The sequence below is a fragment of the Caldimonas sp. KR1-144 genome (assembly GCF_049446155.1).
GTDB lineage: Bacteria > Pseudomonadota > Gammaproteobacteria > Burkholderiales > Burkholderiaceae_C > Rivibacter.
In genome coordinates, this window is record NZ_JBMSEE010000002.1 from 90,070 (window position 1) to 105,891 (window position 15,822).

Below are 15,822 nucleotides of genomic sequence, written 5' to 3' on the forward strand. Positions count from 1 at the left end.
AACTGGACTCTGGTAGCCCCTCCATTCATTGGACGACAGTACCATCGCAAGCAAGAATATCTCGGGGAATCACTATGGATGGCTTAGGTTTTGTTCGAGGCGATCACCTCTCAATTGCCGACGGCTGTTTTCTCCCGTACGCCGATCTCCTGGGGCTGGTTCAAGCGCGGCTTCACGAATTGGTCTTCAAGCATCCCGAGCTGAAGAACTACGTCCCGGACATGATGGACGTCGACCTGTTCTTCACCTGGGACGGCAACAAGTTCATGCTCTTAATCTCTCCGGAGAAGCGCGGGCATCTTCCCGCTAGAGGCATGGAAACGAAGCACCTGCCGAAGCTTCGCGAGGAAGGCCGTGACGTACTTGGCCCGCTGAAGGACTTCGTGGACATCAGTGAGCTTCAGTCAACGAAGGAGATGTTTCAGGCAATGCAGTTCACCGAGGGCTTCGGTGCGGCTGGCATCTTCCCTGCGGGAACATACGATGACACGTCGAAGGCACAGAAGGAGGCTGCCGGCCTCGCCGTTGCCCGACTCATGATTGCCTGGGCGCAGAAGCGGAGACACGCCATGGAGAACTCGCGAATTTTCTTGAGCCACAAGGGGGCGAACAAACCTCTCATCGACAAGGTCGATCAGGCGCTCAGACTCGTCGGCCTCAAGACTTGGTTTGACCGCGATGACCTCACTGCGGGCGACCCGCTGGTGCGCGGCGTCGACAACGCCTTCGCAGAGTGCTCCGCAGCGGTGTTCTTCCTGTCAGGTCAGTTCGCTGACGCAGGCGTGATTCAACGCGAGATCGACCGCGCGATTCACGAGCAGGCGATGCGTCCCGATGGGTTCAGGATCATCCCCATCGTGCTGGCTCAGCACGGCGGCTCCGACGATAGAGTCCCCGCCCCATTGAAGACGCTGGTGTGGAAGACGGTCGATGACATCGAAGTCGTGCCTACGATCCTGAAGGCGCTGCCTGAGTCCGTGAAGGCGCAGATCAAGTACACACCGCATAAATGACGAAGGGACCACAGGGTCCTTCGCACCTTCGACCTCCCGAAAGCCGTCGCCGAAATGAGTCGGCCGATGGCCGGTCTGCGACTTTATGGCTGCTCGCTGATGCGGGGATGGAAACCTGGAAGCTGGCGCTGAGCTCAGCTTGAGCCCTACTCGTTCGCCTCGACCGCCCGATGCCTCGTAGTGCGATCGGAGAGCCAATCAAATCGGTGGGAAAGCAATCCGAGGCGGCGCAGGTGAATCAGCTCCGCGACGCCAATCGGCTCTTCGCTGAACGTGTCTGCGACGCGACCCAAGTACAGCGCAGACAGTACAGCGCAAGCGTTCTTGAGAAGGATCGTTTCCATCGCATCCAACCCAACACGGTCCGGCCCGCCCACCAGTCCTGGCCTCGCGCTGTGTAGTCGTTCTCCGCAGTGACTGCAGCGACTGAGCAAGCCATCGCCACATGAACTGGTGGCCACCAGGTCAATCGGTCCCTCAAGTGCGGCTTTGCACTTCGGGCACTGGTCCTCAAGACGGCAGTCATGGGTCGGACACCAACGCCAAGCGATGAAACGCCAAAGGAGCGACAAGTAGGGCGTCGGCTGTTCGCGCAGACAGCTTGGACAGTAGCGAAACTGTGCGCGACCGCGCGTGCGTGCAAGAAAAGGCTCGCCGTTGCTGGTGATCGATCTTAGCGATCCGAAGAACCGATGAAGATCGGCGAACGATGTCGCAGGCAGCCCACATGTGTCGAGTGCGCGGTCGATCGTGTCGTTAGGCAGCCAAAAGTCGGGATCCCGTTTCAAACTGATCCCAAGGAACTTTGCGAACTCCCATAGACCGGCCCCCTGGGATAACGCGGCGCGGCTGAGCCAACTGGTGAAAGCCTCCAGCGGCAATGGCGCCGGCACCCCCGCAAGGCATGCCTTGCCATGCGGCCTTGCGACATGGTTCATGGGGCCTCCGAGTCGAAGAGCGAGAGTTGGCCTCGTTGCCGGCGACCTCCTTTGCGCATCGATTTCGGTCTTCGCAGGCCGCCAGCTCTAAGAAGTGCACGCCCCGTCAACCGGTCTGTTTCGGTGATGCCGTACTTGGCCAGACGCTCCAACGTTGGTAGATCGACCAAGTCGACCAACTGTCGTTGTTCGGCGCTGGAAACCTCGAGCATGTTGAGGCGGTTCAAACCGCGATCGAGCATCTGTGCCATCGATCGGGCCGAAATTAGAGCCTGACTCCGATGCTCCACCGGGCGTGCGTCCTGCTCGATGCAACCAAACGCCTCAACGACTCGAAACGCGCCGTCGATCGACAGGCCATCCAACCATCGTGGCATGCCCAGCGCGCAGGCCGCTGCATACGGTGGATCGCCGAGCCGCTGCGTGATCCACGTGCTCCAACGTATCGCACCGGCTGGCACTTCTGCTGATTCCGATGAAGGGGCGAACGGCCACTGACAATGGTGGCACACGTCGAGTGCCTGACGGTTCCATCGGATCACGGCCCGGCATCGTTGGCACCGATCGAGCAGCAACGAGTTGTGCAGAGGACAGGCGCAGACGCATGCGAGCTCCCAGGGGAGGAGGCAACACCCTCCCGCATGCACGCACTTGGCGCAAAGTTGAGGACAAGCGCCACGAACGAGCAATCGGCCGTGAACCCTATGCCCAGCCAAAACAAAGAAGCGATCGCCAGCTTCGGTGTGACGTTGCACCGTGCGTTGTTGCAACCAGTCCGAGTCGATGCCAGCGGTCCAAGCCACGGTGCGCAACCGAGACCCTGCGAGGTATATCGAGCGGCCGATCCCCAGGTGTTCGAGAAGGACGTCCATACCGATGCGGTTGGCCGCCAGCGTCCGCAGCAGCAGGCTCATTCCAGCCTCGTGTGGCCTCGCGGCCATGGTCACCGGCAAAGGGTCAAGGCTGCGGCGCATAAGGGTTCGTCATTGGGCTGTCGATGCCAAATAGACGGTCGAACGCAGTGCGCAGAGTGCGCATGTCGAGGCTGTGCCGGCCGGCGTCGACCGCCACTAGGACTGCCTCAGTGACAAGCAACTTGAACTGTCGCTTGTTGCCTTCGGTTGCGACGAGCAAGAGCTTTGCGGGCTCAGCGTCGCATAGCCACGTGAGGTCGAAGCTCTTGCACTGCTTGCACGCCGCTTGGAGAAACCCAAGCCAAGCCCGGACGTCGACGTAGTCTTCGAACTTCACGCTTGTTGAGATCCGTCCATCGAGCGCCGGGTCGACCTCGTGCAGCGACGTCAAGGTCGAGTCCGACAGGATGACGAGCCCTACCTTGGTGTCGTCCATCAGTTCGCGCAACAACTCTGAGGCATAGGTGTACTTGCCGGTCGACGTGCCATCCTTGACCAAGACGCGCCGTTGTTTCGCAAGGTGCTGGCCCTCGTCGACAAAGATCAACTTCGTGCCTTTGAGGTTCAAGATCTCGATCGCTAGATCGCGCTTGATGTAGTGCGTGGTGTTGGTGACGTTCGGGAATGGGTGTCGCAAGCGCCGTAGGATGGCCGAGATGATTTCCCCCGGGGACGGTCGACCTGAAAGACGGATTGCCAAGGCGCCGTAGTCCGCCTCGAAGAGACTCGAGGGCGGCAGCGACCACTTGAAGTACTGCGCCAGCGTGGACTTGCCGGTGCCGGTTGGCCCATGGACGTGTGCGCCTTGCGGCGTGGACAGCACTCTGGAGAGCTGAAAGGCCCGGTCACACGCCTGCAAAGCCAACTTGAACTGAACGTCGATGACGAAGGTTCGGTCGACCTCCTGGGCGACGATCAAGGCTTCCACTGAGTAGGTCGCCATTCGGCGGCGAACTCGTGACGCATCCTCAGGAATCTCGACCTCGACCTCCGTGGCGCACTCGAACAGTTCGGTGCTCATGACATCTCGAAGGATTCGAAGGAAGGAATCTCTGACGAGTCGCTTGCGATCTCGACGTCCGCGATGGGAGCTGCAGGCGCCGCCAAATCAACGGCAACGGGCCGAGACTGCACGCGAGCGGAGGTCACGCCAGAGAAGCGCGCGGCCGTCATTGCGTCGCGGCCGTTCTTGAACGTCGTCGAGCCGAGCCAGTGGTCGTACAGACGAAGCCGAGCGCGACGCAGCGTGCCCTCGGCATCCTTAGCGTCTAGATCCTCTCGGGCGAACTTGCTAATGAGCAAGTGTTGGTTCCAGCTCAGGCCGTCGGCGTAGTCCGTCCAACGGCATGGCGAAGTGACCCAGGTTTTGTCTCGCGGGTCCTGGACGTAGGCCTGCGCCATGTCGTCCGGGTCCCACTTGACCAGCGTTCTGAAGGAGCTGCCAATGCGCTTGTGCATCGCCAGCAGTTCGCCGCCTCCGTACGGCAAGCCACGCAGTTGCACGCCGCCTGGCCCCACCGACAATGACGCGGACAGAGCCGACGTCAGGCGCAGTTGCTCCCAGCTGCCCGGGTAAGTCACTGCTGGCGCCCGCTCGAGGCCTTCGACATAGAGGTCATAGGGCCGCGCCAGCTTGCGCTCATTGATCTGGAAGGGATGCACGTCGGCGGCGAACATGGTCAATCCCTTGACCAGATTCGAGAAGGAGATCGCTGCGTCCTTCGCTGGGTCGATGTTCATCACGTTGGCCACGCGCTTGTGAACCCGGCCGCGTACCAGCGTCAGATGGTTGAGCGTCGCGAAGAATCGTTCAACATGCGGCTTGAGCCAAGGCGTGCGCACCTTGCAGTACGTCATGTCGACCCCGAGGTCCCACCCCATGAGCTGGAACGTCCTCGCGTGGAACTCGAGACCGTTGTCCATGATGAGATCGTCCATCAGGCCATGGGCCAGCCACGGGTGCTCCAACTGCACGCCAGCACAGAATTCGTCTTTCGGCTTCACGGCGTTCTGGATCACGCCTGAAACGCTGGTGAGGCCGGGTCCATAGAAGCTGACATAGAAGCCCAGCAAGTAGCCCGAGTACGCGTCGATCATCACGGTCAGCCAAGGCCGGCCAAGCGGTAAGCCGGTGGTGTCGCAGATGACGACCCAGTTGAGGACCGTGTGATCCACCTCGACGCGTTCGAGCGGATAGCTGGCGCCCGCGCCTCCAAAGGTCGTACGGCAGACCATCCTCGCTCGCGCAGGTCCCTCGCGGGCCGCGATTCGCTGGAAGAGGTCGACCTCGCGGAGCCGACGCTGCAGCGTCGAATAGCTGACCTTCGAGTCCTTAGCTTCCAGCTCGCCCAGTTCGACGGCCCTCTCTGCTTCCTGGCGGACTCGGTCGAGCGCGTGTCTCAGCGTGTGGCGCGCTCGGGTGAGGTAGACCTCACGTAGAACGCGTGAGATCAGCTTGTCCAGGAGCGGGCACTTTCGGCGAGGCGACCGTCGCCGGTGGTTTCCGCTCAGGAGCGCCGCCTGTGCATGACCGCTCTGCTGGTGCCGGCGCAGCCAGGTCATTACGGCTGATGCTGACGGTGGTCTCGGGTCGTTCGACGCTTTGGCCACCTTCTGCACGACGGCCTTGATTCGTTCACGCTGTCCGCGTCTGACGTGCGCCTTCTCAACGGCTTTGACATAGCGCAGCCGGCGCTCGAAAAGGGCGCGCTGCGACTCAGGCAGTGATCCAAGATGAACGCGGGCGAATGCCAGTGGAGCACGCTTGCCCTTAGGCTTGGTCTCGTCGGCGTCGCCCTGCGTCACGAGTACGTACTCCCCCTTCCAGATGCGGTTAAGGAGGTTTGAGCGACTGATGATGGATGGGCGGCGCGTCAGGCGATCTTCGAGTTGGAACTGGTCGTTCTCTAGTTCGCGCACGATCTCGAGCGTCCTATGACCACAGCGCAGCACCAATCCAGATTGCAAACTGAACTGCATTGGTCGTCTCCTTGGTTTGGGTGGTTGTCTTCACCACGACGGCGTCGTCGAGCAGCAGCCGGCGACCCGTGGTGAGATGGCGGTGGGCGATCAGGTGGAAGATCGTCTCCCTGGTTACGCGAGCGCGCTTGGTTAGCGTGCCGAGCGGAAGGCCGGTGGGCTGTTCGACGAACATCTGCAGCACACGCTCGAGATCGCTAGGAGCCGGCTGACCTTTGGCGTAACGCAGCAGCAAGCGCGCCCTGTCATTGACTCGCTCGCGCCGTAGCTCGCGCTCGGTCGCCACGAGGAACGAGAGGCCTCGCTCAGCCAAGGTGTCGGCAGCCTCGGCGAACAACTGCTGATGCTGCTCGACCTTTGCCTGTGGCTTGACTTCCACGACGACCTTCGAGCCGTCGGCAAACGTCACGAGGAAGTCGGGCGTGTAATTGCCGGCTGCGAGGCTCAGCCTGAACGGCTGATGGGCGATGGCACGCGTGCCGACGTACAGCGCTGCCAGACGGATGAAGTCGCGCTCATACGAGGATTCGGCTTCGACCGGATGGGGTAGCAGCGCTGGAAGATTGACGAGCATGACCGTCCGCGCAGGCGAACGCGTCACCACCCGTCGTGCGGAGGCGTTCATACGTTTCTCCAGGGTGAGTTGGACTCGCCGAAGGAACCCAAATGGGCTCCCTCGGCTTGACAGGCGTCACCGCGAGGGAGAAACTCAGATCGCCAGATCTAAAGCGAGCCTCTCGCCGAAGCGGCAGCGCCGAGTCATCCGAAAGGGTACTCGGCGTTTGTCGTTACATGGCAGCCTCCTCATGGTCCGATTCCAGCCATGACTCGAGCAGCCGCGCGACGGCTCTCGTGCTGTAAAGCTGACCTCGTCGGCCTTTGATCTTGATCGGAGTGAGCGGCAATCGGCTCGTCGCACAGGCGAGCCGTAACGCCGGCACAGTCATCTTGAGAGTCGTCGCGACCTCTTCCGTAGACATTACGGCGCCGTACTGGGCCCGAAGCTCGGGCTCAACAATCGAAGTTTCCTGCTGAGCTTTGCTGTCGTGTGCCACAGATGGGACTCGAAGCCTGTCAATATCGGAACGCTAATCGCAAACTCTATGAACGTAAAGGGTTTTCTGTTGGTGGGGAAAATGAATTTAAGTACTAATATATTCAAATCACTTTGAGAGGGTGCGAGAGAATAGAGTGTTCGCGACTTTTAACGTTGGAAATGCCTGGTCCGAACAATGGTGGTTGACCGGGCAAGGCCGGGAGCAGACTCTGCGCCGACAGGCATCTGCCACACGCCCTTGGCCCGCCCCTCTAGCGAGGCTGTCGCCGCGGCCGGAAGCGGCCAGACCCAGCGCACGGCGGCCACTTCCTGCTAGACATCCAATCCAACGCGCGGTAAAAGCACGGCGCCCTTGCGCGAGCGTCGCCTTGGCACGCGTCTAGTTGCGCTCTCTGGTCTATCCGCAGAGCCAGACATGTGTCGATGACTATGACTCCTGCATCGGCACGATCCTGAAGACCCAGGACATGGGCATCAGGTGCCCGTGATTGATTGCGGGCAAGCAAGGGAGGACAAGTGGCAACACATACAGACAAGTACGCCGCTGGCGAGCAGGGGCTCGGCTACGTCTATCAGATTCGCTTCGCGCTTGCGCACCTGATGAAGCAGGATGAGAACCAAGCGCTGCTCATCGAGGCCGACGATGACGTCGAACTGCGTGACGTTGATGGTAAGAAGACGCTGATTTCGCTGAAGCACAAACAGGTCGGCGAGACCGTTGGCACGCTGTCGACCGACTTCTGGAAGTCCGTCCGCATCTGGCTCGACCGGTACATCCGCGATGGCAATCTCGCCTGCGACCACTCGTATTGCATGGCGACGACGGCGCGCGTCGGTCCCACCTCGCTGCTTCAGTATTTCCTCGATGGTGCCGGTGCCAAGCCAGCGGACTTTGCAAAGCAGCTCGTCAACGAGCTCAAGGGCTCGAAGGCGGCGCTGAGTGCGCAGATTGAAACCACGTTCAGCTCGCTGAACGCGACCCAACAGGACGACTTTCTGGCTCGCATCGTGATTGCCGACAGTTCGCTACGCATTAAGGAGCTCGACACGGCCTTCGCGCCGCTGCTGCGGTCGGTGGCGGCGAAATTTCGCATTGATGTCCGCGAACGTATGGAAGGTTGGTGGCTCAGGGAAGCCATCGAGCTCATTCAGGGCGAGCGCAAGCCCATCACCGGCGCCGAAGTCTGGGCGAAGTTCGCGCAGGTCAACAGCGAGTACTACGACGAGCGTCTGCCAATCACCTTCGACGACGCGTACCCCGATGAGGAGATCGACGCGATGAATGACACGCGGCAGTTCGTCGAGCAGCTGCGGGCGATTGGCATGTCCAGCGACAGCCTGGAGATGGCAATCCTGGACTTCTACCGCGCGTTCTCCCAACGCGCGCACTGGACCCGAGTCAACGCCCTTGTGGGCGGCGAGATTCGCAAGTTCGAGCTGCGCCTTGTCGAAGAGTGGAAGCGCGCCAGGGGTTGGGCCATGGTGAAGGCACCGCAGAACGAGGCCGAGTTCCAAGCTGCGGGTCGCCAGTTGTATGACTGGGCCGAGAATCAGTCCAAGGGCCTGCAGATCCGCAAGGACGTTACGGAGGACTTTGTTCGCCGCGGCAGCTTTCACATCCTCGCAGACGAGAAGCCGATGCCTCGTGTGCACTGGCATCCCCAGTTCCTCGAGCGCCTGAAGGCTGCCACGTCGAAGGTTCCTGCATGAGGGACTGGTCATCTCGCCCTTTTGAAGAGCGAAATCTCTTCAACCCGGCGTTCTGCGCGGTGGTCTTGGCTGCAGCCATTCGCGAGTACGAGCGCGTATTGGGGAAGCCAATGCCGTACTCCTTGACCCTGCTTGTGCTGCCGATGTGCCTGCACCTGGCCTCGCGCGAGCAGATTCTGGAGAACAAGAGGCTGTCTGTGCTGCGCGTTTTCGCGCTCCGGCCAGACTTGCTGGTCGACTTCGCTGAGCGGGCGCGAGCGTTGGTTCAGTACGCCACAGAGGCCTTTGCACTGCTTGCAAGCAAGGACTGCATCAAGGTCGGCGATGACGGGGGCATCAGCCTAATCCCCAGGCGGGTGTCACCCCAGCCGCTGAACACTGAAGACGCCGAAAGGTGTCGCGCCGCTGCAGTCGTCCTCGGTCGCGATTTCGCCCAGATTGACGACCGCGTGACGGTCTACACCAGCTTGTCCATCCGCCCATGAAGATTGCTTCGATTCACATCTACAGCCACGACGGTCGTAGGCGCGACCTCACCCTAAATCCCGATGGGCTGAACATCATCACCGGCCTGGCCTCGACAGGTAAGTCGTCCCTCTCGGACATCGTCGAGTACTGCATGGGCGAGGACGAGTGCAAGATTGCGGAGGGCTTCATCCGCGAGAAGGTGTCCTGGTTCGCGGTCACGTTCCAGTTTCCACATGAGCAGGTGTTCGTCGCCAAGCCCAACCCCAAGCCGGGCCAGGTTCAGTGCTCGCTCGCAATGGTCATGCGTGGCCGGCAGATTCAGACGCCGGATTACAGCTCCCTCAAGCACAACGGTGGTGACGAGCTTGTCCACGAACTGCTTTCGTCCCTGCTGGGCATCCCGGAGACTAAGACGCCTGTTCCTGAGCGCAGCAGTCGCTCGGGCTACTCCGTCAACGTCAAGCACACGGCGTTCTACCTCTTCCAGAAGCAAGGCCTGGTGGCCAGCAAGGAGTTGCTGTTCTACCGACAGGCAGAGGAACACCTTCCTCAGACCATCCGTGACACATTTGCCGTCCTCTTCGGCATCTCCAACGTCGGTGACATGGAGACTGAGGCGATCCGACGTGCCACGCAGCGCGAGCTGAAGATTGCTCAGAAAGAACTGAAGCTAGCACAGGAGACTGAGGATGCGCTGGACACGCGCGGCTTGGGCCTGCTGGCTGAGGCGCGGACTGTGGGTATCCCCTTCAGCAACTCGCCAGGCCATGCCGTGCCGAGCACGGACGGAGCCGAGAGCGACCTGGTCGCGTCCCTTCGGGAGGTCCTAAGCTGGCGACCCGGGCAGGTAGCGCTCATGGCGGAGAGTGAGTTGGCGAAGCTCCAGGCACGCCGTTCAAATCTGCGGACCGAGCGTCGCCAGGTCCTGGACCGGATTGCATCTGCGCAGAGGTATGTCAAAGGTGCGTCCGACTTCCAGACCGAGGCACAGGAGCAGCGTTCCCGCCTTGAGTCCATCAATGCGTTGCCGCGTGCATCGAATGGCGCTTGGCAGTGGCCGTTCCTGAAAGAGGAAGACGCCCGCATGGATGGCATCGCTCAATCACTGATGACCGAGCTATCGAGCCTGGACAGCGAGCTTGAGCACGTTGGCGGCGCGCGCCCTCGCCTGGATGAGCACCTAGCAGCACTCACCGACCGCTCCAGCAAACTGAAGGATGCCATCCGTGAGGTCGAAGTCGACCTCAACGCCGCGGTTCTGGCCGATGAGAAGGCAGCAGCGCAAGAGGACGCCAACGCGCGCGCTTTGAAGGTTCAAGGTCGAGTCAGCTTCTACCTGGACAACTTGAATCCAAGCAATGCCATCAGCACGCTGAAGCTCAAAGTCGACCGGCTGCAGGCGAAGCTCGACCAGATTGACCGTAGCGTGGGTGCCGACGACGATGCAGACGCGCGTATGGAATCGGTCATTACCCACATTTCTAGCACCATGACGTCGCTGGTGAAGGAGTTCAAGGCCTTCTTCTCGGAGTTTCCGTTCCGGCTGGACATGCGCAACTTGACCGTGGTCGTGCAGCGTCCCGGCAATCCAGTCCCAATGATTCGCACCGGCGGCGGCGCGAACTGGCTTGCGTATCACATCTCGGCACTGCTGGCCCTGCACCACTACGCAGCGGAAAACTGCATCCCTATCCCCCGCTTCCTGATGCTGGATCAGCCGACGCAGGTCTATTTCCCGTCGCAAACCATCTATGAATCTGTAGCGGGGGATTCGGAGCAGGTCAAGCGCGTGGACGCCGACCTAGAGGCCGCCAGGAAGCTGTTTGAGACGCTGCTGAACTACACGAAGGAGCTGGTCCCGGGCTTCCAGCTCATCGTCACCGAACATGCCAACTTCGCTGATGACTGGTTCCAGGACGCCCTAGTCGAAGAGCCCTGGATGAATCCGCCGGCGCTGGTTCCACAAGACTGGCCCAGCTGGAGCAAGTAGGGCGGCGACGCCAGCACTGGTTATATGGGACCAGTTCTTCCACCCGCCAAGCTGGCTGCTCTCGGAAGCCGCGGGTGGACCGGCGTAGACAGCGCCGCTGTCAACGCCGATAGATTCAAGCGCGACCAGCTGACGTCGGCGACGACGCTCGGCACAGCTACGTGGACACGAACGCGCAGTGCTGTCGACGAGCTCGCGACGCAGTCACAGACCGCCAAGCTGCGTGAGCCAACTCGGATGGTCTGCAAGTGCGAGGTCAACGGGAAGATCGAGTACTGGGCGAGCCGTGCCTGGGCGCGGATCGAACGGGCTCGCGTAGGCCGACGGGATTAGCTAAACAGCCGAACGCTCGCTAGTGCGCGCTGGACGATCGTGCGTTCGTCCTCATCCTCGCGTTGCTGGGCAATCCGTGGGGCGTGCCGAAAGGTCGACAAGACAACCACGTCGGCTGACAAGCGATCATGGTCTTCGCGCTTCGCGCCGTCATCCTCGCCGAACGTGGAGTGATCGAACCTTAGATCGAGCTGCTGGCCATCGGGCGTGGTCATCGCTTCCTCCAGAGGTTGTCGCCGCATCCCGCGGCGGTCGTGATCAATGTCCGTCCGAAGATTCTAGTTCCTTGATCACCAGGCCCTCAAGCGTCGTTACAGCCTCCATCGTGATCGACATGACGGGCTGTGGCGAGCCGGTGATCATGCGCCCCGACGCCTGGTCCTTGCGCCCACTTTCGGGATAGCCGAAAAACTTCAAGAAGCGCGAAGGAGCGACGCCGTCGAACGGCATGATGCGCACCTTCTTGGTGTCGGTCTCGGACTCCGTGATCGCATCGCCGTGCAGCTTAGTCGCCAAGCTCTTGCGGTAGGGCTCCAGAAAGTAGACCTCGGCGATCCCCGCTGCAACGATGTGCCGGGCGCACGAGTGACACGGATACGTGGTGACGAAGAGCTTGCCCTCGCGGATGCGCCCGCCGTAGCTCGTGCTCGCATTGAGCAGCGCATGCATCTCGGCATGAACCGCACGGGAGAACTCGATTAAGCTTCTGAGCTGGCTGTCGTGGCGAATCAGTTCGGTTGCGCGCCCGACGTCTTGAGGTTGGATGACCTTTGCTTCAGCCAGTTTGCCGATCACCTGCTGGGCGAGGAACGTCTTTTCTTCATCGTTGAAGCACTTGCCGCCGTCTTTGTTCCAACAACGGTGATCCACGTCGGGCGACGTGCGCATGTCGATCGTCTCGTAGAGCCCACCGAAAGCTCGAGGAACGTCGTTCCATCCGGTGGCCAGGACGTGGCCATCCTTGTCAGCGATGGCGGCACCCACCTGCCGAGACAGGCAAGCCGAGTTGCGCGCAGCCGAGAACGCCTCGTACATCGCTCGCTCGGACTGCGTGGGCGTGATGATGCTGGTGCCCAGCATCAACGCCAAGAACCGTTTGACGCGCGCTTCAAGTTGGCTGCTCGTTCCGGCGTCAGCACGCAAGAAGAAGTCCGCTTGCGGGAACGTCTCCTGTACGCGCTGGCCGTGCGCCATCTCTTCACCGGAGTCTCGATCGATCAAGGCGTGGATGTCGTCCTTGGAGTTCGGGTTGCGACTCAAGCGATCGATGCGCTGTTCGATCGGGGTGTAGACGCCCACGACGTGCAGCATGTCGCCGTACACCTGCCTCAGCAGGCGAAGCTCTTGGCTGTTCTTGATCGAATCGATGATGTGGCACACCCGACCGCTCTTGGTCGGGACGACGGCCGGCGCGGTTGAACCGGTCTCGAACAGTCCGCCCTGACCGTCGGCGGCATCGGCCGGGAAGTGCTTTTGCCGTTGCGTGAAGATGTGCTTGATCGCATGCTGCGCCAGGAAGCCGGCTCCGTGGCTGTCTCGAAGGTCGTTGCCGGCATCGATGAGCTGCTTGATGGTCGCGCCATCGGACAGCTTGGCCTGGGTGCGAATCACGCGGCTCAAGCGGATGACTTCGACATGCGTGTAGCCGAAGTCTTTGGACTCGAGTTGCTCCTTAAAGGCCTCGGCAACCTCATGCAGCGGCGTGCCGAGTGGTCCGCACAGTGCGATGACGATCTCGTCCTTCTGAAGACCCGTGATGCGCTGGTGTGCGCTGAACGTTCCGCCCGACGGCGATGGTCCTGAAACGACGGCCAAGTTGGTTGCCATATGTCCCCCTTCGTAGCGCCAGAGGGTCTTCGCAGCGGCACCGCGTCCGTCCTCTGCGCTGGCTTCTTCGTGCGCCCGGCCGCGTCTCAGGCAGCCTGTGGCGAAATCATAAGCCGCACGCCCCTACCAAGACCGCGGCCGCCAGCGCCAGACACCTGGATCTGCAACCCATCATGCCCACTGCTTGATGGATGTCGGGTTCAGCGATTGGCTGTATACGGTTCGCGTCACTTCAAGTGAACAGCGCCTGCCGAACTGCCCCTATCGGGGTCCTAGTTCGTGCGGCGCCTGAGCTTCTCCGAGCTGGTCTCGTCCATCTACAAGGCGTACCCAGAGATGAAGGTCAACAGCGTATTCCGCGGATGACCGTCTTTGCCGGCATTCGCTGCAAGGACGGGGTTGTCGTTGGCTCCGACAGTTCGGTCATCCACTTGGCAACCTTGCGATCGAAGGTGGCAAGTTGATCGCCAGGTATCTGACCGAGGAAGAGATCGGCCAACACCTGGAAAACGTTCGCGGTGCCGAGAAACACCTTCGAGGCCATCGGGCAGGCGTTCATGGCCGATCTCTCGCGTCGCCTCGCGAACCCGGTCCAACTCACGACCGATGGCGACAAGGCATACCTTGAAGCGCTGCCGGCGAACTTCCGCGACTTCGCGATGCTGGTGAAGATCTACGGCGAAGGCCCGAAGGAAGACCAGCGCCGCTACAGCAACTCGCGTCGTGATGGGCGACCCGGACTTGGCTCATGCCTCCACCAGCTATGTGGAGCGGCAGAACCTGACAATGCGGATGGGCATGCGCCGCTTCACGCGGCTGACGAACGGCTCTCGAAGAAGGTCGAGAACCTTGACATGCTGTGTCGCTGCACTTCATGCACTACAACTTCGCGCGCATCCACAAGACGCTGCGCGTGACGCCGGCCATGGAGGCGGGCATCAGTGACCACGTTTGGACTCTGGAAGAGATTGCCGACTTGGCCAGCTAGCGCCGCGGGCATCCGTTGAGCATGTACTGTCTGCTGTACCAGGCCTCGGCTTCCTTTAGGAACCTGTCTATCGGCTCAGGCGCTGGCCCCGGCGTCAGAACTGCCGGCTTGTTGAGTTCCTTCCAGAGCCGCCGTAGGCGCTTCTCGACGAACCACCAAGAGGTGCAGAACTTGAGGGCCTGACTGAGATAGTCGCGATAGTCATTCAAGTGACTTTCGTCCATGCCACTCCCCGCTGGACGGATTGTTCGCGCGCGAACCCTTGCCGGGTTCGCGAGTTCTTAGTTGTCGCCTTGCTTGTCTGAAATCTCCTCAGCGTCCTTGACGAAGTCTTTGATGAGTTCGTCGGCCGCCGCTCGCATCTCGGCCTTGTCCTCGTCCGAGATGACGTGGCTACGCCTCTTGAGCACGGCCGCCAGCGTTGGCACCAGCTCGGCATTGAGCAGTGTGAGAAGTTCGAGCCGAGACATGTACATAAACCGCTCCAATCCGACGAGGAACCACGCCAGAGTCACGAGTACGCCGATTGGACCCGCAAAGTTGATGGCGGTTCGTGTAGCGATTGCTCCGGCGAACCAGAACGGACTCTCGCTCCACAGCCGCTCCCACTCGTCAGACCACGTTGCTCCGTTCAGCGTCTCTATCCACGGCCGCAGCGGGGGGAGGCATTCGGTCCACCACCACAGCACTACCCACAAGGTAAGCCACGCAAGGACCAGCGAAACAACCAAAAGAACGGACTTGGGGTGCCTCTTTAGTCCGCTCCTTGCTGCGGACATGAGCGCCCCCCACTGCCTATGTGCCATCGTGCGCCCCTCACGACGTGCCGGGAACATCAATAATGTCTATGTTGATGGCACCCCTTGACAAGAGGCAATCCCCGTGCCAGCCGCGCAACGCAGCGTTGCGCCACCTGACTCAATGCCGGTCCTGTTTTGCCGGCGAACGATGGGGCGATCGGCGGCCTCCTGATCGTCACATCTCAGACTGAGACAGTACGTGGCGTTTCGAACGCTTGAAAACCAACCCATGTCGGCTTGGGTGCTCGGCGCTCGGCCTTCCGAGTTCAGAACTCGGCGGCTCGAATTCAAGACTCAGTGAATCTCGACACCCGCCATTGAACTGCCGCCAAGCGTCCCTATAATCCCTTCGCTAGCACTCACGAGAGACGAGTGCTAACACCGCGCCGCAGAGCCCCGTCCGGGCGCGGTGACGTTTTGTGAGTCTGCGCAAACTTCGCAGGCTCGCTTGGAAAGCCTGGTATCTGCCCGCCAGTGGCAATGCATGAAGGAGATGCGATGAAACTTCGTCCCCTGCACGATCGTGTGATCGTCAAGCGCCTCGAGAACGAGACCAAGACCGCCTCGGGCATCGTGATCCCCGACAACGCGGCCGAGAAGCCCGACCAGGGTGAAGTCCTGGCCGTCGGCCCGGGCAAGCGCAACGACAAGGGCGACTTCGTGGCGCTGAACATCAAGGTCGGCGACCGCGTGCTGTTCGGCAAGTACAGCGGCCAGACCGTCAAGGTCGACGGCGACGAGCTGCTCGTGATGCGCGAAGAAGACCTCTTCGCCGTGGTCGAGAAGTAATCCGGCCGCCGCAGCT

At 61.1% G+C, this 15,822-nt stretch carries 14 protein-coding genes and 1 pseudogene; 6 read left to right on the top strand and 9 right to left on the bottom strand.

Annotated elements, in window-relative coordinates; translation table 11 throughout:
- Positions 1–74 precede the first annotated feature (74 nt).
- A complete protein-coding gene (locus ACO2TI_RS04315) occupies positions 75–1,013 on the top strand; it encodes a toll/interleukin-1 receptor domain-containing protein (RefSeq protein WP_423282225.1) in 939 nt (312 codons plus the stop codon).
- Positions 1,014–1,159: 146 nt separating this feature from the next.
- Here ACO2TI_RS04315 and ACO2TI_RS04320 read toward each other — a convergent pair whose 3' ends face one another.
- Genes ACO2TI_RS04320 through ACO2TI_RS04340 form a run of 5 tightly spaced genes read right to left on the bottom strand, consistent with a single transcriptional unit; the run spans position 1,160 to position 6,469 of the window.
- On the bottom strand, positions 1,160–1,951 hold the full coding sequence (locus ACO2TI_RS04320) for a TniQ family protein (protein WP_423282226.1): 792 nt from the start codon (positions 1,949–1,951) through the stop codon (positions 1,160–1,162).
- Complete coding sequence (locus ACO2TI_RS04325) at positions 1,948–2,865, bottom strand: hypothetical protein (protein WP_423282227.1); 918 nt, start codon at positions 2,863–2,865, stop codon at positions 1,948–1,950. The genes ACO2TI_RS04320 and ACO2TI_RS04325 overlap by 4 nt, the downstream gene beginning before the upstream one ends.
- Positions 2,866–2,908: 43 nt before the next feature.
- Positions 2,909–3,886: an AAA family ATPase gene (locus ACO2TI_RS04330; protein WP_423282228.1), complete on the bottom strand. Its 978-nt coding sequence runs from the start codon at positions 3,884–3,886 to the stop codon at positions 2,909–2,911.
- Complete coding sequence (locus ACO2TI_RS04335) at positions 3,883–5,844, bottom strand: transposase (protein ID WP_423282229.1); 1,962 nt, start codon at positions 5,842–5,844, stop codon at positions 3,883–3,885. Before ACO2TI_RS04335 ends, ACO2TI_RS04330 begins: the two co-directional genes overlap by 4 nt.
- Positions 5,798–6,469, bottom strand: a complete 672-nt coding sequence (locus tag ACO2TI_RS04340) for a TnsA endonuclease N-terminal domain-containing protein (RefSeq protein ID WP_423282230.1) — start codon at positions 6,467–6,469, stop codon at positions 5,798–5,800. Before ACO2TI_RS04340 ends, ACO2TI_RS04335 begins: the two co-directional genes overlap by 47 nt.
- Before the next feature lie 948 nt (positions 6,470–7,417).
- On the opposite strand from ACO2TI_RS04340, the gene ACO2TI_RS04345 reads away from it, so the two are divergent.
- The 3 genes from ACO2TI_RS04345 to ACO2TI_RS04355 are packed head-to-tail and all read left to right on the top strand — an operon-like array spanning position 7,418 to position 11,069.
- Entirely contained in the window at positions 7,418–8,611 is a 1,194-nt protein-coding gene (locus ACO2TI_RS04345) for an ABC-three component system protein (protein ID WP_423282231.1), read from the top strand.
- Positions 8,608–9,096, top strand: coding sequence for a three component ABC system middle component (locus ACO2TI_RS04350; RefSeq protein WP_423282232.1), 489 nt, complete (start codon positions 8,608–8,610; stop codon positions 9,094–9,096). The genes ACO2TI_RS04345 and ACO2TI_RS04350 overlap by 4 nt, the downstream gene beginning before the upstream one ends.
- Positions 9,093–11,069, top strand: a complete 1,977-nt coding sequence (locus ACO2TI_RS04355) for a DUF3732 domain-containing protein (protein WP_423282233.1) — start codon at positions 9,093–9,095, stop codon at positions 11,067–11,069. The genes ACO2TI_RS04350 and ACO2TI_RS04355 overlap by 4 nt, the downstream gene beginning before the upstream one ends.
- Positions 11,070–11,398: 329 nt before the next feature.
- Here the strand turns inward: ACO2TI_RS04355 and ACO2TI_RS04360 are convergent, their stop codons facing one another.
- The 3 genes from ACO2TI_RS04360 to ACO2TI_RS04370 all read right to left on the bottom strand — a co-directional run bounded on the left by ACO2TI_RS04360 (position 11,399) and on the right by ACO2TI_RS04370 (position 13,788).
- A complete protein-coding gene (locus ACO2TI_RS04360) occupies positions 11,399–11,617 on the bottom strand; it encodes a hypothetical protein (protein WP_423282234.1) in 219 nt (72 codons plus the stop codon).
- A gap of 43 nt (positions 11,618–11,660) precedes the next feature.
- A complete protein-coding gene (locus ACO2TI_RS04365; protein WP_423282235.1) occupies positions 11,661–13,229 on the bottom strand; it encodes an anti-phage dCTP deaminase in 1,569 nt (522 codons plus the stop codon).
- Between the two features lie 343 nt (positions 13,230–13,572).
- Positions 13,573–13,788 carry a hypothetical protein gene (locus ACO2TI_RS04370; RefSeq protein ID WP_423283338.1) on the bottom strand — a complete coding sequence of 72 codons (216 nt, stop codon included), beginning with the start codon at positions 13,786–13,788 and terminating at the stop codon, positions 13,573–13,575.
- Here ACO2TI_RS04370 and ACO2TI_RS04375 point away from each other — a divergent pair.
- Positions 13,754–14,214, top strand: a pseudogene (locus tag ACO2TI_RS04375) (IS1 family transposase); the annotation flags it as partial. The gene ACO2TI_RS04370 and the pseudogene ACO2TI_RS04375 overlap by 35 nt on opposite strands.
- Before the next feature lie 284 nt (positions 14,215–14,498).
- On the opposite strand, the gene ACO2TI_RS04380 reads toward ACO2TI_RS04375, so the two are convergent.
- Positions 14,499–15,023, bottom strand: coding sequence for a hypothetical protein (locus ACO2TI_RS04380; protein WP_423282236.1), 525 nt, complete (start codon positions 15,021–15,023; stop codon positions 14,499–14,501).
- 492 nt (positions 15,024–15,515) lie between these two features.
- On the opposite strand from ACO2TI_RS04380, the gene groES reads away from it, so the two are divergent.
- The gene (gene groES, locus ACO2TI_RS04385) at positions 15,516–15,806 is read left to right on the top strand and encodes a co-chaperone GroES (protein WP_009856121.1); all 291 of its coding nucleotides are present in this window, start codon (positions 15,516–15,518) and stop codon (positions 15,804–15,806) included.
- Positions 15,807–15,822 lie beyond the last annotated feature (16 nt).